The following is a 17,596-nucleotide window of genomic DNA, read 5'->3' on the forward strand; positions in this document are numbered from 1 at the left end:
CCTTCAAGGTTCGGGTCGGGTCGTGCCTCAGCCGATCATCTTGGTCATCGAGGTCGCATCCTCCCCCGACCTGCGCAGCACGAGGGCCGACAGCGCCAGCACCACCAGCGTCAGGACGAGCATCAGCGTCGACATCGCGGCCACCTCCGGCCGCAGGGCGATACGCACCGCGGAGAATATGTAGACCGGCCACGGCGTGTAGCCCGGCTGCTGGACGAAGGTCGAGATCACGACGTCGTCGAGACTGAACGTGAAGGCCAGCATCATCCCGGCGACGATGCCCGGGGTGGCGGCGGGCAGGATCACGTGCCGCAGCCGCGCGAGCGGCGAGGCGTAGAGATCTGCGGCCGCTTCCTCGAGTGCCGGATCGATGGCCGACACCCGGGCTCGCACGATGAATGTCACCACAACCATCGACACCACTGCGTGCGAGATGACCAACCGCACCAGACCGTTGTTGAACGGCAACAGATTCCAGTCGACGCCGAGCGTGACGTACCAGGGCAGGAAGGCCACCGCATCGGCGATGTCGGGCGTCACCAGGGTGACCGTCAGCAGGGCCAGCAACCCCACCGACCACCAGCGCGGGCGCCGCGACATCCCGATGGCGATGCCGGCCAACGACCCCAGGAGGGTGGCCAGCAGAGCCGACAGCAGGCCCACCTCCAAGGAAATGCGCACACTGTGCAGGATCGTGTCGTCGGTGAGCGCGTCGCGGTAGGCGCCGAACCCGAAACCCTCGAACGAGGCGAGCACACGCCCGGTGTTGAACGAGTAGGCGACGATCACCAGGATCGGTAGGAACAGGAAGGCATAGACCACGACCGCCCACACCTTCAGGCAGATCGAGTACCAGTCCCGCCGGGTGCGCAGCGGCGTCATCACCAGACGCGGCAGGGCGCCGAGATCGGCCGGGTCGCCGGTCGGCAGGGTCACCGAGAAGACCCGCCGATCCAGCACCACCGCAACACCTTTGACGATGAGACCGGCGAGCACCACGCACACAAGCACCATCATCATCAGCGATACCGTCATCGCACTGCCGAGCGCCCAGTTCTGGGCGGTCTCGAACTGCGCGGCGATCATCTGCCCGGCCATCGTGCCCTTGGCGCCGCCGAGCACCGACGGTGTCACGTAGTCGCCCATCAACGGTATGAACACCAGAAGCGTGCCCGAGACGATGCCCGGCGACGCCAGCGGCAGGGTGATCCGGAAGAACGTCGTCCAGCGGTTGGCGCCGAGGTCGCGCCCGGCCTCCCGCAGCGGCAGACCCGCTCGGTCCATGGCAACGAACAGGGGAAAGATCATGAGCGGCAGGTAGTTGTAGACCACGCCGACCTGCACCGCGGCGCGGGTGTAGAGGATGCCGAGTTCGCCCAGCCCCACGCTCTGCATCACGCCCGAGAGCCATCCCGACGGCGCCAGGGTGATCTGCCAGCCGATGGTGCGCACCAGGAAGTTGGTGAAGAACGGGATGATGATGAGCGCGAGATAGATCGGTCGTCGTCGCGGATTCGATTTGACCGCAAGCCAATAGGCGAACGGCACACCGACGACGAGCGCGATCACCACGCCGGTGACGGCGATGGTGAGGGTGTTGTAGAAGGTCGACCGGTAGTCCGCGCCGAAGGCTTCCGAATAGCGGCCGAAGCTCAGTTGGTCGGTGGCATAGGTGGTGAACTGGTCGGGTTTGTAGCCGAAGCTGTACCACACCACCAAGGCCACCGGGACGACGAAGAAGAACAGCAGATACGCCCAGGCCGGGAAGGTCAGCCCACCTGCACCGAACAACCGTTGCCGCCATGGCGGTTTCGGGGTCGGGGTGATCGGTTCTGGGGTGATCGCCGGGGTGTCGACGGTAGTGGTCATCGGGCGCTCCTCGCCTGCATCTGCCCCAGGATCTCGGTGCGCTCCTGGGTGGCCGAGTCGACATTGGCCGACACCAGCCGATCGACCACCTCGTCGGGTGGGAACAACAGGTCGGGGTAGTCGAGGTCGGCGGCCCGGCCCTTCTCCGCCATCCCTTTCACCCCGGTCTGGTAGCCGATGTACTCCATCTCCCGGTACGACACCTCCGGGTCGAGCATGTAATTGATGAATTCGTGTGCGGCGACCGGGTGTTGGGTCCCGCGCACGATCGCGAAGTTGTCGACGAACAGGTTGGCCGTCGGCAGCGGATAAACGAATCCCCACTTGTCGGGGTCGCTCTCGTTCGTCAGCGTCAGACGCGCATCGCCGTTCCACGCCTGCAGCAAGCTGTAGGCGCCGCCCGACACCACCGACGTGATCGACGAGTTGTACCCCTGCAGCGTCGGGGCGAGATCGTTGACGAGCAGTGTCCGGGCCGCGGCGAGATCCTTCTCGTCGGTGGTGTTGGGGTCGATGTTCAACGCCCCCATGGCGATCGAGACCACCTCCCAGGGATCCTCGAGGACACTGACCTTTCCCCGGGCCGGACCCTGGGCCAGCTCGATGAAATCGCGCCAGGTGGTCGGCGTCCTCGTCGTCAGCGACTTGAGATACATGAATCCGGTGGTGCCCCAGTCCTTGCAGGCGCCGTAGCGCGAGCGCGGATTCCACGGCGGGTCGAAGAACCGCTCCTCCAGGTTGGCGAGGTTGGGCACGCGCGCATGATCGAGCGGATCGAGCAGGTCGTGCTCCACCATCTGCGGGATGTACACCCCGGTGGGCACCACCACGTCATAACCCGAGGTTCCGCGTGCCGCAGCGAGTTTGGCGATCATCTCCTCGTTGGAGCCGAAGGAATCGACCTGTAGCGTGACCCCGTAGCGGTTCTCGTAGCCGTCGAGATCGTTGGGGTCCTCATAGTCGCCCCAGCTGTAGTAGTTCAGCCTGCCCTCGGCGGCCGCGCCCATCGGCGCCGAGCTCGCGATCTTGTGACTACCACCGCACGCCGACACCGTGACCCCGGCGACCGCCACACCGATTCCGGCGAGGAAGCTGCGACGGGTGATCCGCGCGACGGACCGATTCGGCACCAGTGCGCGCACCGCGTCCGATGCGTCCGACGCTGTGCGGGCGGTCATTTGGCGTACACCCGGGCGTCGGAGGCGGCGAAGGTGCACCGCACACGCTGTCCCTCGTGCAATGGCGGGAAGTTGCGGGTGGCGCCGCGTACGAGCACCTCGGTGCCGGCGTCGGTGGTGACCACCACCTGCGTCAGGTCGCCGAGGAACGACACGCCTGCGGCGGTGCCGGACACGACGTTGTCGGCGGCGTCGACGTCGGAGTCGTTCTCGGCGAACCAGATCGCCTCCGGGCGTACCGCGACGACCAGGCCACCGGTGGCGTCGGCCGAGATCTCGGCGACGGCGAAACGCCCGTCGGTGGTGGCGATGCGTCCGTCCTCGTAGTCGCCGGTGACGTCGAAGAAGGTCTGTTTGCCGATGAAGTCGGCGACGAACCGGTTGGTCGGCGCGGCGTAGATGTCCTTACCGACGCCGACCTGGGCGATGCGCCCCTCGCTCATCACCACGATCCGATCGCTCATCGACAATGCCTCCTCCTGATCGTGGGTCACGAAGATGAAGGTGGTGCCGAGCTCCTTCTGCAGCAGTTTGAGTTCGATCTGCATCTCCTCGCGCAACTTGCGGTCCAGCGCGCTCATCGGCTCGTCGAGCAACAGCACGTCGGGCCGGTTCGCCAGCGCGCGGGCCAGCGCCACCCGCTGCTGCTGACCGCCGGAGAGCATGGCCGGTTTGCGGTCGGCGAAGCGCGTCATCTGCACCAGATCGAGCGCGTCGGCGACGCGTTGGCCGATCTCCTTCTTCGCCACCTTGCGTTGTCGCAGACCAAAACCCACGTTCTGCGCGACCGTCATGTGCGGGAACAACGCATAGGACTGAAACACGGTGTTGACCGGGCGGCGTTCGGGTGGCACATCCACGATCGAGGCACCGTCGAGCAGAATGTCACCTGCGGTGGGCCGCTCGAAACCGGCCAGCATGCGCAGCAGCGTCGTCTTGCCACACCCCGACGGGCCCAGCAGCGACACGAACTCGCCGGCGGCGACGTCGAGATCGATGCCGGTGACCGCGACGTGGCCGTTGGCATACACCTTGCGGATCGCCCGGAGGGCGACCGCACCGCGGGTGGTCGGCACGGGCTCGGCAATCGGAGCCTGCGAGACAGTGGTCATGGTGGGCCTTTCGTGGCGACCACGCCGGCGGCGGGCGGGTCGGTCGAACCTTGGGAGTATCGATTACGGCAGTCCTTCGCTGAAATCGTCACGGATTCAGTCTCCGATCGCCAACTGAACAACTGATTCTTAATGCGCGCGCAACATTCAGCGACGTACGGTGGCCACATGCGCAACGGCGACGTCTCCTTCTGGCACAGCACCACCGGACCGTCGGCGCCACGGCCACCGCTGCCGGGCGATCGCGACGCGGACATCGCGATCGTCGGCGGCGGACTCACCGGCCTGTGGTCGGCGTACTACCTCGCCGAGCGCTTGCCCGACGCGCGCATCGTCGTGCTCGAGCGCGAGTTCTGCGGTTTCGGCGCCAGCGGCCGCAACGGTGGATGGCTCTCGGCCGAGGTCGCGGGCAATCGCCGCACCTACGCGGCGGTCGCCGAATCCCGCGGTCGCGACGGTCTCGACGCGAATCGCCGTCTCACGGCGACGATGCGGTCCGGCGTCGACGAGGTTCTCGACCGCATCACCAACGAGTCCATCGAGTGTGACGCGGTGAAGTCGGGGGTCCTGCACATCGCCCGTTGCGCGGCACAGGACGCCCGACTACGCGCCGAGATCGAGCACGAGGAGCATCTCGGTGGTCGATGGGAGTATCTCGACGACGTCGCCGTCGCCGAACGGATCACCGTTGCGGGTGCACGATCGGCGATGTACTCATCTCAGTGCGCGCGGGTGAACCCGGCAAAGCTCACCCGGGGCGTCGCCGACGCGGTGGCCCGCCGGGGCGTACAGATCTTCGAGGGCACCACCGTCACCGGCATCGGTCCGCGCCGGGTCGACACCGATCGCGGTGTGGTGCGGGCCGAATCGATTCTGGTCTGCCTCGAGGGCTTCACCGCCACCATGCCCGGTACACACCGCAAGCTACTGCCGATGAATTCGTCGATGATCGTCACCGAGCCAGTCGACGACGAGATCTGGGACCGCATCGGATGGGGCGGGTGCGAGCTGCTGGGCGAGACCGCTCACGCCTACACCTACTCGCAGCGCACCGCCGACGGCCGGATTGCGTTGGGCGGGCGCGGTGTTCCCTATCGATTCGGTTCCGGCATCGATGATCGTGGCCGGACCCAGGAGCGAACGACGGCGTCCCTGATAACCGCGTTGCACGAGATGTTCCCGGCCACCGCGGACACCCCGATCGCCCACACCTGGTGTGGGGTGCTGGGGGTGAGCCGGGACTGGTCGGCGTCCATCTGCTACGACCCGGTCACCGGAATCGGTTCTGCCAGTGGATATGTGGGATCAGGTCTGACCACCACCAACGTGGCCGGGCGAACGCTGTGCGACCTCGTCGCCGGCGACCGCACCGATCTCACCGACCTACCGTGGGTCGGACACCGCACACGCAACTGGGAACCAGAACCGCTTCGTTGGCTCGGCGTGGCGACGATGTACGCCGCCTACCGCACGGCCGATCGACGTGAACTGGCCGATGGCTCATCGCGGACGAATGTCATCGCACGGATGGCCGACCGGGTGTCGGGTCGGTCCTGAACCCCGACACCCGGTGCGACTCAGTAGGTTTCGAGCACCCTGACTTTCACCCGGTGATCAGTACGCCGCGCCCGGCGCGAATTCCTCGAGCACTTCGGTCACGAGCGCAGCGATCGGCGACCGTTCGCTGCGGGTCAGCGTGATGTGCGCGAAAAGCGGGTGGCCCTTGAGCTTTTCGATGACTGCCGCCACCCCGTCGTGTCGTCCGACGCGCAGGTTGTCGCGCTGCGCGACATCGTGGGTGAGCACCACCCGCGACCCCGACCCCAGACGCGAGAGCACGGTCAGCAAGACGTTGCGCTCCAGCGACTGTGCCTCGTCGACGATCACGAACGAGTCATGCAATGACCGGCCACGAATGTGGGTGAGCGGCAACACCTCCAGCATGCCGCGTGCCAGCACCTCCTCGATGACTTCTTGCGAGGCAAGGCCTTCCAGCGTGTCGAACACCGCCTGCGCCCACGGGCCCATCTTCTCGTCGGCGCCGCCGGGTAGGTATCCGAGCTGCTGTCCGCCGACCGCGTAGAGCGGCCGGAAGACGACCACCTTGCGCTGGGTCCGTCGTTCGAGGACGGCTTCCAGTCCGGCACACAAGGCCAACGCGGACTTGCCGGTTCCGGCCTTGCCGCCCAGCGACACGATGCCGACACTGTCGTCGAGCAGCAGATCGAGCGCCACACGCTGTTCGGCGGAGCGCCCGTGCAGACCGAAAGCCTCGCGGTCGCCGCGCACCAACTGCACTTGCTTGGCGTCGTTCACCCGGCCCAGCGCACTCGACGAGCCCTGACCGATCAGCCGAACCCCGGTGTGGCACGGCAGTTCCCGCGCCGCGTCGATGTCCACGACGCCGTCGGCGAACAGGGTGTCGATGGCGGGCTGGTCGACGTCGAGTTCGGCCATCCCCGACCATCCGGAGACCACGACATCCTGGGCGTGGTACTCGTCGGCGGCCAGGCCCACCGCGCCGGCCTTCACCCGCAGCGGCGTGTCCTTGGAGACCAGGGTGACGTTCTTACCCTCGGCCCGCAGGTTGAGTGCACACGCGAGAATCCGTGAATCGTTTGTCTCCGTGCGGAATCCGGCCGGCAGTACGGCCGGATCGGTGTGATTGAGTTCCACCTGTAACGTGCCGCCCTCGTCCCCGATGGGGAACGGCATGTCGAGTCGACCGTATTCCAGCCGCAGATCGTCGAGGAGCCGCAAGGCCTCACGTGCGAACCAGCCGAGCTCGTGGTGGTGACGTTTGCCCTCGAGTTCGCCGATGACCACCAGCGGAAGAACCACATGGTGTTCGGCGAAACGGGTGACCGCCCAGGGATCAGAAAGCAGGACGGAGGTGTCGAGGACGTAGGTGCGTGTGGTCACGTGGGCTCCTACATTTGTGCGGCGCCCGCACAAACCAGTTCAAGTCGACCGGCTGGGTCTCGGTCCGCTCCGGTTAGCCGAAGTGGACGGGGACCGGGGCCGGCCCCCTCGCGCTGCTCTTGCAAACCACGAATGAGAACCTCCCGGACGAACCGCTTCCCCGCGGCCCGTCACTCGCCAACGTACGCGGTGTGGCGCGTGGCGGCGCGCCGGAGAAGGTGTGTCGGCGTGAATTTCGCGTAAACGCACGTATCGTTTGAGCGAAGTGACGATGGCGCCGCCACCGGGGGAAAAGCCGTGCTCAATCGGCATGTCCGGAACAGTTTTCACCGCCGGTGACTGGCCCGGGACAGCGCCGGAACCGCGTGCGACGCGAGACCGCGGCACCCGCTCACGCACACACTCCCGGCACCCACGTGATCGCGGGGTACCGGGAGTGTGGTGAGTTGGCGGACTATCGGCCGGCGAGCGCCTGGATGCGCTGCCGTGCGGCCTGCGCGTCGTCACCGAGTTCCTGCAAGCTCTCGAGCTTGAGGCCGTCGGCGATGGCGGCGGCGATCGCCGTGTGCGTCTCGCCGCTCTCGTAGTCGGCGATCAGCGCGCGCTCCGCGTCGAAGTCGTCGATGTCGAATCCGATGGGCTCGGTGGTCAGTCGGGCCAGTGCCTCGTCGACGGCGATCACGGTGGCGTCCTGATCGGCGACGAGCCCGGCACCGAGGAAGTTGGTGAAGGTCCGGGCCTGCAGTTCGTCGTCACCGACGATCTTGGTGAGGATCGTCTGGTAGACGTCGTCGGTCACCGCGGTCGCCAGACGCTTGACGTAATGCACGCACTGGTACTCGTGCACCGCCATCAATGCCAGGACGTCGAGCGGGCCGAGATCCCGGACGAGCTCGGGACGCTGACGGTAACCCTTGGTGACGTGCTCGCGACGACGCTCCTCGGCATCGACCGGGTCGATCGCGCGACGCACCACCAGGTAGTCGCGCAACACGATGGCGTGCCGGTTGTCCTCGGCGGTCCACACCCCGACGAGCTGACGCCAGTCGGAGAACGCCGGGAAGTGCTTGGCGAGCACACGGTGGTAGGACGGCAGGTTGTCCTTGGTGAGCAGCAGCGCGAGGGTGCCGGCGCGCGCCTCGTCGGACAGCGTCGCCTGCGACGGATCCCAGTCGTCACCGCCGAGGAAGGCAAAGTTGCGGCCGTCGTCCCACGGCACCCAGTCGTGCGGGTTCCAGGGCGTGGCCGCCGCGGCGTGATCCTCGGCGATCTCCGGAAGCGCCTTCTCGAGCGCAATGATCAGGTCGTCTTCGGTGAGTGCGTTCATCGCGTAAGAGGATACGGATGCGTAACCATCGGGGGCAATCCGGACATCGCCTGCGTGGCGCGCCGCCAGCCGCGACGGCCGATCAGATGCGGCTCATCAGCCCCCACGACTCGAGCCCGTCGTAGAGGGGGAAGTCCAGCGCGAGACGCGACACGCGTGCCCGCAACGCCGAGGTGTCGGCGCCGGTCCCGGCGGCCAGCGCGGTAGCGATGATGTCGGCGACCTCGGTGAACTGCTCGTCACCGAACCCGCGGGTGGCCAGCGCAGGGGTTCCGATCCGCAGTCCGGAGGTCACCATCGGCGGGCGCGGATCGAAGGGCACCGCGTTGCGGTTCACGGTGATGCCGACCTCGTGCAGCAGATCCTCGGCCTGCTGGCCATCGAGCGGGCTGTTGCGCAGATCGACGAGCACCAGGTGCACGTCGGTGCCGCCGGTGAGCACCGAGACACCGGCCTTGGCGACGTCGGCGCCGGTGAGCCGGTCGGCGAGGATCTTTGCGCCGGAGAGTGTGCGACGCTGCCGCTCGGCGAACTCTTCGGTGCCGGCGATCTTCAGTGCGACGGCCTTACCGGCGATGACGTGCATGAGCGGACCACCCTGCTGACCGGGGAACACCGCCGAGTTGAGCTTCTTGGCCCATTCCTGCTTGGCCAGGATGATGCCCGAGCGCGGTCCGCCGAGGGTCTTGTGGACCGTCGAGGACACGACGTCGGAGGCGGGTACCGGGTTGGGGTGCAGCCCGGCGGCGACCAGGCCGGCGAAGTGCGCCATGTCGGTCCACAGGTAGGCGCCGACTTCGTCGGCGATCGAGCGGAATGCGTCGAAGTCGAGGGTGCGCGGATAGGCCGACCACCCGGCGACGATCACCTTCGGGCGGGTGTCGAGGGCGATCTTGCGCACCTCGTCCATGTCGATGCGGAAGTCCTCTTTGCTCACGCCGTAGAAGGCGTTCTCGTAGAGCTTGCCGGAGAAGTTCAGTCGCATCCCGTGGGTCAGGTGCCCGCCGTGCGCGAGGTCGAGACCGAGCATCGTCTCACCCGGATTCATCAACGCCATCAGCACCGCGGCGTTGGCCTGCGCCCCCGAATGCGGCTGCACATTGGCGAAGTCGGCGCCGAAGAGCGCCTTGGCCCGGTCACGCGCGATGTCCTCGACGACGTCGACGTACTCGCAACCGCCGTAGTAGCGCCGACCCGGATATCCCTCGGCGTACTTGTTCGTCAGGACGCTGCCCTGCGCCTGCAGAACCGCGCGCGGGACGAAGTTCTCCGACGCGATCATCTCGAGGGTGTCGCGCTGCCGGCTCAACTCACCGTTCATCGCGGCGGCGACGTCGGGGTCGACGTCGACCAGCGACATCGCGTTCACCGACGTCGAGTTCACGGACTGTGCGGACGAGGCGTTCTCGGTCATGCCCGCAAGTCTATGGGCCCGGCGCCCGCTGACCGAATCCCCCGGGCCATCCTGTGAGGTCCTCCGGGGCGAGGTCAGGCGGTCTCGCCGAGTTCGGCCCGCAACGACGCCGGGATCAACGGCTCGTCGAGCAGCCGCCCGAAGCGGGCCGCGCGATCGGTGCCGCCGATACCGGGGGCATCGGAGTCGAGCCACCGCTGCAGCAGGCGATAGCCCTCGACGTAGGTGGAGATGTAGGCGCGCCACAACGGCGAGGTGAGAAAGCGCAGCATCTGCCGCGCCCGTTCGGGTGGCGCGAGGAGCCAGCGCTGCAAGAATTCGGCGACGGTGTCGGCGTCGCGGTGCTGATCGTGCAGCATCAGGGCGGCGTCCTGGCGCACGCCGAGCAGCCCGGCGGTCGCCCGGCTCACCTGTTGTGCGTGCTGCCCGTCGAACCGCAGGCCGAGATCGGCGTAGATCTCCTGCGCCCACACACCCCACTCGGGCCCGACGATCGCGTGCAGGGCGTGGTCGGCCAAACCCTCGGCCATGAGGCATTGCGGGGTGTTCACGAGAAATATCGTCTGCTCCTGCTGTCCCCCGCCGACGAGTCGCTGCTCCTTGCGGCAGTGTTCGGTGTGATGACCCGGATAGGCCTCGTGGGCGATCAGGTGCGGCAGGTTCGACATGTGTTGTGTCAGATCGACGTTGATCGCCACTCGGGAGCGATAGTCGCCGAGGTAGTAGTTGAACCCCGACCACGGCTTGTCGGTGACCACCTCGAAGTCGACGATCTCGGAGTCGGGCAGCGGATAGGTGGCCCGCACCCGCTCACGCAGCGCGCCGCTGAAGGCACGTACGCACTCGTCGACCCGTTCCGGCGGAATCTCGTCGGCACGCCGATGGCGGGCATAAGCCGCCGCCAGCGCCTCTCCCGAACTTCCCGGAACACCCAGGGCCGCAGCGAGTTCAACGTGGGCGGCCCGGTAGATCGCCGGGTCCTCCGGCTCGATGTCGACGTCGAAGTAGGCGCGCACCTCGTCGACGAAGCCGATGTCGTCGCCGGCGAACTTGCGGGCCGAACACTCCAGTGCGCGCAGGTGGGCGCCGACGAACGCGGCGCGGTCGGGATCGAGGTCGCCGGGTAGGTCGGCGAGCAGCCCCCGTGCGACATCGGCGAGTTCGGCGGGTTGCGGTGCCGGCGCATTGCCCACCGCGGCACGCAGGTTCGGGTCGCCGGTGTAGGCGTCGACGAATCCCTCCTCGATGCGATCGAAGGCCAGCCCGAGCCGGAGGTATGCGGTGACCACGTCGGACGAGGAGGTGCTCGCCTGGGCAGGAGACATAGTCGGACACGCTACCCACCACATCGCGTAACGGCCACGCCGTCATGTCGCGTTCGTCCCGATAGGGCACCGACACCGCCGATTCTGCGGTGCTTATAGGGTGGGTGGCATGTCGAGCACCCATGCAGCGACCGTCACGGATCCGGTGCTGCGCTGATGGCACGCCACTCCAGCGATCGCGACCCGAGCCTGTACATGGAACTCGACCGCAAACAGTGGCGTGAACTGCGTGAATCGATGCCGATGGTGTTGACCTCCGACGAACTCGATCAGCTCGTCGGCCTCGGCGAGCAGATCGACCTGACCGAGGTCGCCGAGGTCTACCTGCCGTTGTCGCGACTCATCCATCTGCAGGTGGCCGCGCGGCAACGACTGTTCGCCGCGACCTCGACCTTCCTCGGCGACCGCCACGGAGAAAAGCAGGTGCCGTTCGTGATCGGCATCGCGGGCAGTGTCGCCGTGGGCAAGTCCACGACCGCGCGTGTGCTCGCGGCGCTACTCGCACGCTGGGAGTCGCACCCCAAGGTCGATCTCGTCACCACCGACGGCTTCTTGCTGCCGACCGCGGAGTTGGAACGTCGGGCCATCATGCACCGCAAGGGTTTTCCCGAGTCGTATGACCGTCGGGCGCTGTTGCGCTTCGTCACCGAGGTGAAATCGGGCGCCCGGGAGGTCACCGCGCCGGTCTATTCACACCTCACCTACGACATCGTTCCCGATGTCCGCCACTACATCCGCCAGCCCGACATCCTGATCCTGGAGGGGCTCAACGTCTTACAGACCGGCCCCACCCTGATGGTGTCGGACCTGTTCGATTTCTCGATCTACGTCGATGCCAAGACCGACGACATCGAGAAATGGTATATCTCCCGGTTTCTGCAGATGCGGTCGACATCGTTCGCCGACCCCAATTCGCACTTCCACCACTACGCGTCGTTGACCGACGATCAGGCAATGATCGCCGCGCGCGACATCTGGACCTCCATCAACCTGCCCAACCTGCGCGAGAACATCTTGCCGACCCGCCCCCGAGCGAGCCTGGTACTCCGCAAGGACGCCGACCACTCGATCAATCGGGTTCGCCTGCGCAAGTTGTGAACCCGGGGTGTGGGAGACACGCCCTAGCGAGCCCAGGGCGGAGTGATCGTCTCCCCGGAGTCGGTGACCGCGGTCAGGCCGGCCGGTGCGGTGACCCACACCGTCGCCTCCGCCGATCCCGGGTTGTCCAGCCGCACCCGCGACCCGGCCGGTACATGGACGACCGACCCCGCCGTCAAAGTGTGCCGCCGACCATCGAGCTCGCACTCCGGCTCCCCGGTCAACACCAGAAAGACCTCCTCGCGATCCACCCGATGCGCCGTGCCGATCTGTTCGGATTCCAGAACCGTTCGCCACGCACATAATTCGGCACTACCGCGCGACGGCGCCACAAAGGATTCGAACCGCGCACCATGCATTCCGTGAACCACCGGTCGAACGACGACAGACATGACAACCACTCCCCATCAGACAGTTAAACTGTCTTTATAAGACAGCTAGACTGTCCACATGTCAACCCCGGGTCCCCCGATGGCCGATCTCCCCTTCTTGTTGATGCGCGCACAGGCGGCGGTCACCGAACACATCAACTCCCGGGTCGTCGCGCACGGACACCCGGGCCTACGTCCGGTGCACGGACTGGTGTTCGCGCGGATCGCCTCCGCCGGGGCGACGGTCAACGAGATCGCCACGCACCTCGGGGTCACCAAGCAATCGGCCTCCGCGATCGTGGAAACGCTGGAGGATCAGGGCTACGTCACACGCGGGCCGCATCCGACCGATCGGCGAGCGCGGCTGGTCGAACTCACCCGACGCGGTCGGGCGGTGACCCGGCTGGCCGCGCAGAGCGCCGCCGACGTCGCCGCCGACCTCGAGTGCGACATCGGGCACGACGCGATGGCGACGGTCGTCGGCGCATTGCAGAGACTCGGCGCGGACGCCACTCCCCGCCCCCTGTGGTGACACCTGTCGGCGAGAACTCAGGAACGCAGCGTGCGCTCATCGAGACCGGCCGGATAGCCCCCGGTGAGGGCAATCCGGTTCCAGACATTGATCATGGCGATCGATGCGAGCACCTGACCGAAGGCCGCGTCGCCGAATACCGAACGCACCCGCTCGTAGACCTCGTCGGGCACCCCGTCGTCACCGATCCGTGTGACGTACTCGGTCAACTCCAATGCCGCTCTGGACTTCTCGTCGAACATCGAAAGACATTCCCGCCACACCCCAACCATCCCGAGGGTGATCGGATCCATGCCGAGACCGAGCGCATCGGACAGATGCATGTGTAGGCAGTATGCGCACCCGTTGAGTTGCGAAGCGCGGATCTTGATGAGTTCCAACAGCTCTCGATCGAGCGCATCTGCCGAGGCGCGCTGAAGGGCGACGAGCGCCTTGTAGACACCGGGGTTGGCCGTTGGTAACCAATAGCGCACCCCGTCGGGCGCCGCCGGGCTCATCGTGACACCCGCTCACCGCGCCGGGCGAGCCAGGCCTCAACGGTTGTCTCGGTCTGCACGAACTCACCGCGCGGCAGCAACCCGTCCGTCCGAAGCGCCTTACCCCCGATCCGCACCGGAATCACCCATCGTGGGGAACCGTCCTGACGAGCAACCTCTTTCGCCAGATCGGCGAGATCGATCACCTCCGGCCCGGCCACCTCGACATCGCCGTGTACGGGTTCGAGCGCCGCATCGGCCACGGCATCGGCGGCGTCGGCGGCCGCCAAGGGCCGACACCTCATGCGCGGTACCACCGCCACCGGCCCCAGACTCGTGCGCGCGAGCAGTTGCTCGGCGAGTTCGAACCATTGCGCCGAGTGCACCACCCTCAGCACGTCGGGCCCGAGCAACTCGCGGTAGACCCGCTCCTGCTCACCCTTGCCCTGGTAGTAGCCGAACTTCGCGTTGACCGCCGGATCGGCGGCATTGATGATCGACAGGCAGACCACCCGGCCCACGCCGGCGGTGACCGCGCCCTCGGCGATCCGCCGCGCAGCCGTGCCGAAGAAGTCGACGGCGACCTTCGCACGAGTGGTCGTGACATTGACGCAGTCGACGACCACGTCGGCACCCGCGCACGCCCGGGCCACGCCGTCGCCGGTGTAGACATCGACACCGGCCGACCTCTGCGCGGCGACCACCTCGATCCCTCTGCCCTGCAACGTTTCGCCCAGGCGGCGTCCGATCTCACCGCTCGCCCCGAACACGACTGTCCGCATCCCTGCCTCCTCCAGTTCTCTCATCTCAAGTGTCGTGTCACCTACGGTAGGGAGTAATTGCACCGGAAAAGAGGTCCAATCCGATGGCCGAAAAGAAGGTCAATTCGACCGAGGGCGACCCGTGGGAGCGTGTGGCGGCACGCCTGGGCACCGACCTGTTCCTCGATCTCCAGCCGGACCCGTCGACGACGGCACGAGGACGCGGAGCCATGCGACGCCGCGCTCTCGCCGACGGCCTGCGCGACGCCATCTCCGATGGCCGGCTACCCCCGGGAACCATGGTGCCGCCGTACCGGTCGCTGGCCGCCGATCTCGGACTCGCCCGCGGCACGGTGGCCGCCGTGTACGCCGAACTCGTTGCCGAGGGCCGCCTCACCGCGCGTCAGGGCTCGGGCACACGAGTGGCCGGCGGGATACATCCACAGCCGGCCAGTCTGGCGCCACCAACGGTCACCCTGCCCACTGCAGACCACGATTTCGCTCTCGGGCAACCGAATCCGTCGCTGTTTCCGCGGTCGGCGTGGGCTGCCTCGACACGACGTGCACTGAACGGCGCCTCCGATTCCGTCTTCGCGCCGTCGGCACCCAACGGCAGCGAGACACTGCGCACCGAACTGGCCGCCTACCTCGCCCGTGCCCGCGGCGTCCGGACCAGCCCGGACTGCATCGTGTTGACCACCTCGGTCAGTGGGTCGCTGGATCTGTTGTCGCGCACCGTGTTCGAGAGGAAAGTGGCTGTCGAAAGCCACGGCCTGCCGTTCCATCGGGAGGTCATCGCCCGGCGCGGTGTCGCCACCTCGCCGCTACCCGTCGATGCCCGGGGTGCCGACGTGTCGCGTCTGGCCGACTCCGGCGTCGACGCCGTCGTGCTGACGCCGAGTCATCAGTATCCGTTCGGCGTGGCACTGGCACCGGATCGGCGCGCGGAGGTCGTCGAGTGGGCCGCGCGTACCGACGCGGTGATCGTCGAAGACGACTACGACGGCGAGTTGCGTTACGACCGTGACCCGGTGGGAGCGCTGCAGGGTCTCGCGCCCGACTCGGTGATCCAGACCGGATCGGTGAGCAAGAGCCTCTCGCCCGCGGTACGCATCGGCTGGCTCGTCCTGCCGCCGCGGCTGGTGTCGGCGGTCATGTGGGCCAAGGGGGTTCGCGAGCCGGACGCCTCGATCGTCGATCAGCTCGTCCTCGCCGACATGATCGCGGCCGGCACCTACGACACCCACATCCGGCGCAGCCGTCAGTTCTATCGCGCCCGACGCGATCACCTCATCGCCCGGCTCGCCGCCGATGGGATCGAGGTGTCCGGGATCGCGGCCGGTCTGCACGCGGTGATCCCGCTGCCGGTCGACGTCGAGCACCGACTCCTGCGGGACTGTCATGCACGAGGTTTCGCCTTCGGCGGCCTCGACGCCATGCGCCACCCCGACGCCGATCCGCCCGTCGACGAGAACGGCGTCGCTCAGGGCGGGCTGGTCGTCGGGTTCGCGAGTCCGGCCAACTCGACCTTCGTCCGCGACGTCGACGCCCTCGCCACGCTGATCACCGAGTACCGCTGACCGACGAAGGGCCCGGAGTTACTTACCGAATCGTCGATTCCGGGCCGCGTAGTCGCGTAGCGCGCGCAGGAAGTCCACCCGCCGGAACTCCGGCCAGTACGCGTCGGTGAACCAGATTTCGGAGTACGCGCTCTGCCACAGCAGGAATCCGGAGAGTCGCTGCTCTCCGGAGGTGCGGATGACCAGATCCGGATCGGGCTGACCCTTGGTGTAGAGGTTGCGGTCGATGGCCTCCACGGTGACCGCGTCGATCATCTGCTCGGGCGTCCCGCCGTCGGCTTTGCACTCGGCGAGCAGCGCCCGCACGGCGTCGACGATCTCCTGGCGGCCGCCGTAGCCGACAGCGACGTTGACGTTCATGCCGTCGCGGCCCCGGGTGCGTTCGGAGGCACTGCGCAGCCGTTGCGCGACCGCCTCCGGCAACTGATCGAGCGTGCCGACGATGCGCACCTGCCAGTCGCCGGCCGGCGCCTCGGGGTCGGCGTCGTCGGCCGGCCGCGAGATCTCGTCGACGATGTCGGGCACGATCTCCATCAGCGCGTCGAGTTCCTCGGATTCACGCTGCAGGTTCTCCGTCGACAGCAGGTAGATGGTGACCGTCTCGATTCCCAGCTCGGCACACCATCCGAGCATGTCGGCTATCCGGCGCGCCCCGACCCGGTGGCCGTGGCTGACGTCCTCGAAACCGGCTTCTCGGGCCCACCGCCGGTTTCCATCGCAGATGATCGCGACGTGGCGCGGCAGGCGGGTGGTGTCCATCAGCTGGACCAGACGTCGCTCGTACACGGTGAGCATCGGGCCGCGCAGGCGATCGGGAAGCAGTTTCATCGCGACCCAGATTAGCCGCGCCCGGTCGCGGGCGTGTGCGGTCGTCGGCGTCGGGACGCCCGGGAGGCGATCGCCACATCGTCATGCAGACCGCATAAGTTACGGTACCGTAGGTTCCTGTGATGACCGTACTGACCACCCCAGTGGCCGATCGGCCGAGGTTGCGGGGCGTGATCCATCAGTACGCGGCCTTCGTGGCCGCGGCCTGCGGTATCGCCGTGGTGATCGGCGCTGCACTCCTGCGCGGCGCCGCCGCATCGACGGCGTGTGCGATCTATGCGATCACCATCGTCGGTCTCTTCGGCGTGTCGGCGACCTATCACCGCGTGCACTGGAAGACCGTCCGCGCCCAGATCCGCATGAAGCGCGCCGACCATTCGATGATCTTCCTGTTCATCGCCGGCACCTACACACCGTTCTGTGTGGTCGCCCTGCCGTCCCCGCTGCGATTGTGGGTGCTCGGGATCGTGTGGATCGGTGCCGTCGCCGGGGTGGTGCTGAAGATCGTCTGGCCCGCGGCACCACGCTGGCTCGGCGTGGCGCTCTACGTTCTGCTCGGTTGGGTCATCGTCGCCGTCGCCCCGAGCCTGGTGACCCACGCGGGGGTCACCGTCATGGTGTTACTCGCCCTCGGTGGGATCTTCTACACCGTCGGCGGCATCCTCTATGCGCTACGACGTCCCAACCCGTGGCCGGCGACCTTCGGTCACCACGAGGTCTTCCACGTGTGCACCGCGATCGCGGCGCTGCTGCACTACATCGCGGTGTGGTTGGTGCTGGCCTGACACGCCCCACCGTGCCGG

16 protein-coding genes are annotated in these 17,596 nt (G+C 67.2%); 5 read left to right on the forward strand and 11 right to left on the reverse strand.

Going from position 1 to position 17,596, the window contains the following annotated elements:
* Window positions 1-27 precede the first annotated feature (27 nt).
* Genes P3L18_RS15510 through P3L18_RS15520 form a run of 3 tightly spaced genes read right to left on the reverse strand, consistent with a single transcriptional unit; the run spans window position 28 to window position 4,159 of the window.
* The gene (locus tag P3L18_RS15510; protein WP_276114557.1) at window positions 28-1,869 is read right to left on the reverse strand and encodes an ABC transporter permease subunit; all 1,842 of its coding nucleotides are present in this window, start codon (window positions 1,867-1,869) and stop codon (window positions 28-30) included.
* Window positions 1,866-3,047, reverse strand: coding sequence for a spermidine/putrescine ABC transporter substrate-binding protein (locus P3L18_RS15515; RefSeq protein ID WP_020171762.1), 1,182 nt, complete (start codon window positions 3,045-3,047; stop codon window positions 1,866-1,868). Before P3L18_RS15515 ends, P3L18_RS15510 begins: the two co-directional genes overlap by 4 nt.
* The gene (locus P3L18_RS15520) at window positions 3,044-4,159 is read right to left on the reverse strand and encodes an ABC transporter ATP-binding protein (protein ID WP_276114558.1); all 1,116 of its coding nucleotides are present in this window, start codon (window positions 4,157-4,159) and stop codon (window positions 3,044-3,046) included. Before P3L18_RS15520 ends, P3L18_RS15515 begins: the two co-directional genes overlap by 4 nt.
* 132 nt (window positions 4,160-4,291) lie before the next feature.
* Here P3L18_RS15520 and P3L18_RS15525 point away from each other — a divergent pair, with 132 nt between their 5' ends.
* Complete coding sequence (locus tag P3L18_RS15525; RefSeq protein ID WP_276114559.1) at window positions 4,292-5,716, forward strand: FAD-binding oxidoreductase; 1,425 nt, start codon at window positions 4,292-4,294, stop codon at window positions 5,714-5,716.
* 57 nt (window positions 5,717-5,773) lie between these two features.
* Here the strand turns inward: P3L18_RS15525 and P3L18_RS15530 are convergent, their stop codons facing one another.
* The 4 genes from P3L18_RS15530 to P3L18_RS15545 all read right to left on the reverse strand — a co-directional run bounded on the left by P3L18_RS15530 (window position 5,774) and on the right by P3L18_RS15545 (window position 11,147).
* Window positions 5,774-7,081, reverse strand: a complete 1,308-nt coding sequence (locus P3L18_RS15530) for a PhoH family protein (RefSeq protein ID WP_006372263.1) — start codon at window positions 7,079-7,081, stop codon at window positions 5,774-5,776.
* A 454-nt stretch (window positions 7,082-7,535) separates the two neighbouring features.
* Complete coding sequence (locus P3L18_RS15535; protein ID WP_079929185.1) at window positions 7,536-8,408, reverse strand: acyl-ACP desaturase; 873 nt, start codon at window positions 8,406-8,408, stop codon at window positions 7,536-7,538.
* An 82-nt stretch (window positions 8,409-8,490) separates the two neighbouring features.
* A complete protein-coding gene (gene glyA / locus P3L18_RS15540) occupies window positions 8,491-9,822 on the reverse strand; it encodes a serine hydroxymethyltransferase (RefSeq protein ID WP_276114560.1) in 1,332 nt (443 codons plus the stop codon).
* A gap of 74 nt (window positions 9,823-9,896) precedes the next feature.
* Entirely contained in the window at window positions 9,897-11,147 is a 1,251-nt protein-coding gene (locus P3L18_RS15545; protein ID WP_276114561.1) for a DUF885 domain-containing protein, read from the reverse strand.
* Window positions 11,148-11,303: 156 nt separating this feature from the next.
* On the opposite strand from P3L18_RS15545, the gene coaA reads away from it, so the two are divergent.
* The gene (gene coaA / locus P3L18_RS15550) at window positions 11,304-12,245 is read left to right on the forward strand and encodes a type I pantothenate kinase (RefSeq protein ID WP_006372267.1); all 942 of its coding nucleotides are present in this window, start codon (window positions 11,304-11,306) and stop codon (window positions 12,243-12,245) included.
* Between the two features lie 23 nt (window positions 12,246-12,268).
* On the opposite strand, the gene P3L18_RS15555 is transcribed toward coaA, so the two are convergent.
* Window positions 12,269-12,637 (reverse strand): cupin domain-containing protein, encoded by a 369-nt coding sequence (locus P3L18_RS15555; RefSeq protein WP_276114562.1) that lies wholly within the window; start codon window positions 12,635-12,637, stop codon window positions 12,269-12,271.
* 58 nt (window positions 12,638-12,695) lie between these two features.
* Between P3L18_RS15555 and P3L18_RS15560 the strand changes: the two genes are divergently transcribed.
* Window positions 12,696-13,148: a MarR family winged helix-turn-helix transcriptional regulator gene (locus tag P3L18_RS15560; RefSeq protein WP_079929155.1), complete on the forward strand. Its 453-nt coding sequence runs from the start codon at window positions 12,696-12,698 to the stop codon at window positions 13,146-13,148.
* A gap of 17 nt (window positions 13,149-13,165) precedes the next feature.
* Here the strand turns inward: P3L18_RS15560 and P3L18_RS15565 are convergent, their stop codons facing one another.
* Both P3L18_RS15565 and P3L18_RS15570 read right to left on the reverse strand, forming a co-directional pair.
* Entirely contained in the window at window positions 13,166-13,645 is a 480-nt protein-coding gene (locus P3L18_RS15565) for a carboxymuconolactone decarboxylase family protein (protein WP_276114563.1), read from the reverse strand.
* Complete coding sequence (locus tag P3L18_RS15570; RefSeq protein ID WP_276114564.1) at window positions 13,642-14,406, reverse strand: NAD(P)H-binding protein; 765 nt, start codon at window positions 14,404-14,406, stop codon at window positions 13,642-13,644. Before P3L18_RS15570 ends, P3L18_RS15565 begins: the two co-directional genes overlap by 4 nt.
* An 83-nt stretch (window positions 14,407-14,489) precedes the next feature.
* Here P3L18_RS15570 and P3L18_RS15575 point away from each other — a divergent pair, with 83 nt between their 5' ends.
* A complete protein-coding gene (locus P3L18_RS15575; RefSeq protein ID WP_276114565.1) occupies window positions 14,490-15,965 on the forward strand; it encodes a PLP-dependent aminotransferase family protein in 1,476 nt (491 codons plus the stop codon).
* 18 nt (window positions 15,966-15,983) lie between these two features.
* On the opposite strand, the gene P3L18_RS15580 is transcribed toward P3L18_RS15575, so the two are convergent.
* Window positions 15,984-16,793: an isoprenyl transferase gene (locus P3L18_RS15580; protein WP_276114566.1), complete on the reverse strand. Its 810-nt coding sequence runs from the start codon at window positions 16,791-16,793 to the stop codon at window positions 15,984-15,986.
* 122 nt (window positions 16,794-16,915) lie between these two features.
* On the opposite strand from P3L18_RS15580, the gene P3L18_RS15585 reads away from it, so the two are divergent.
* On the forward strand, window positions 16,916-17,578 hold the full coding sequence (locus tag P3L18_RS15585) for a hemolysin III family protein (protein ID WP_172398762.1): 663 nt from the start codon (window positions 16,916-16,918) through the stop codon (window positions 17,576-17,578).
* The last annotated feature ends 18 nt before the right edge of the window (window positions 17,579-17,596 follow it).

Origin of the sequence: Gordonia sp. N1V (assembly GCF_029269935.1) — a bacterium.
GTDB classification, from domain to species: Bacteria; Actinomycetota; Actinomycetes; order Mycobacteriales; family Mycobacteriaceae; genus Gordonia; species Gordonia polyisoprenivorans.

Coding starts and splice junctions, on each gene's coding strand:
- glyA (WP_276114560.1), bottom strand. CDS start 9,822: ATGACCGAGAACGCCTCGTCCGCACAGTCCGTGAACTCGACGTCGGTG.
- P3L18_RS15565 (WP_276114563.1), bottom strand. CDS start 13,645: ATGAGCCCGGCGGCGCCCGACGGGGTGCGCTATTGGTTACCAACGGCC.
- P3L18_RS15525 (WP_276114559.1), top strand. CDS start 4,292: ATGCGCGCGCAACATTCAGCGACGTACGGTGGCCACATGCGCAACGGC.
- P3L18_RS15520 (WP_276114558.1), bottom strand. CDS start 4,159: ATGACCACTGTCTCGCAGGCTCCGATTGCCGAGCCCGTGCCGACCACC.
- P3L18_RS15515 (WP_020171762.1), bottom strand. CDS start 3,047: ATGACCGCCCGCACAGCGTCGGACGCATCGGACGCGGTGCGCGCACTG.
- P3L18_RS15585 (WP_172398762.1), top strand. CDS start 16,916: ATGACCGTACTGACCACCCCAGTGGCCGATCGGCCGAGGTTGCGGGGC.
- P3L18_RS15510 (WP_276114557.1), bottom strand. CDS start 1,869: ATGACCACTACCGTCGACACCCCGGCGATCACCCCAGAACCGATCACC.
- P3L18_RS15555 (WP_276114562.1), bottom strand. CDS start 12,637: ATGTCTGTCGTCGTTCGACCGGTGGTTCACGGAATGCATGGTGCGCGG.
- P3L18_RS15535 (WP_079929185.1), bottom strand. CDS start 8,408: ATGAACGCACTCACCGAAGACGACCTGATCATTGCGCTCGAGAAGGCG.
- P3L18_RS15575 (WP_276114565.1), top strand. CDS start 14,490: ATGGCCGAAAAGAAGGTCAATTCGACCGAGGGCGACCCGTGGGAGCGT.
- P3L18_RS15545 (WP_276114561.1), bottom strand. CDS start 11,147: ATGTCTCCTGCCCAGGCGAGCACCTCCTCGTCCGACGTGGTCACCGCA.
- P3L18_RS15580 (WP_276114566.1), bottom strand. CDS start 16,793: ATGAAACTGCTTCCCGATCGCCTGCGCGGCCCGATGCTCACCGTGTAC.
- P3L18_RS15570 (WP_276114564.1), bottom strand. CDS start 14,406: ATGCGGACAGTCGTGTTCGGGGCGAGCGGTGAGATCGGACGCCGCCTG.
- coaA (WP_006372267.1), top strand. CDS start 11,304: ATGGCACGCCACTCCAGCGATCGCGACCCGAGCCTGTACATGGAACTC.
- P3L18_RS15560 (WP_079929155.1), top strand. CDS start 12,696: ATGTCAACCCCGGGTCCCCCGATGGCCGATCTCCCCTTCTTGTTGATG.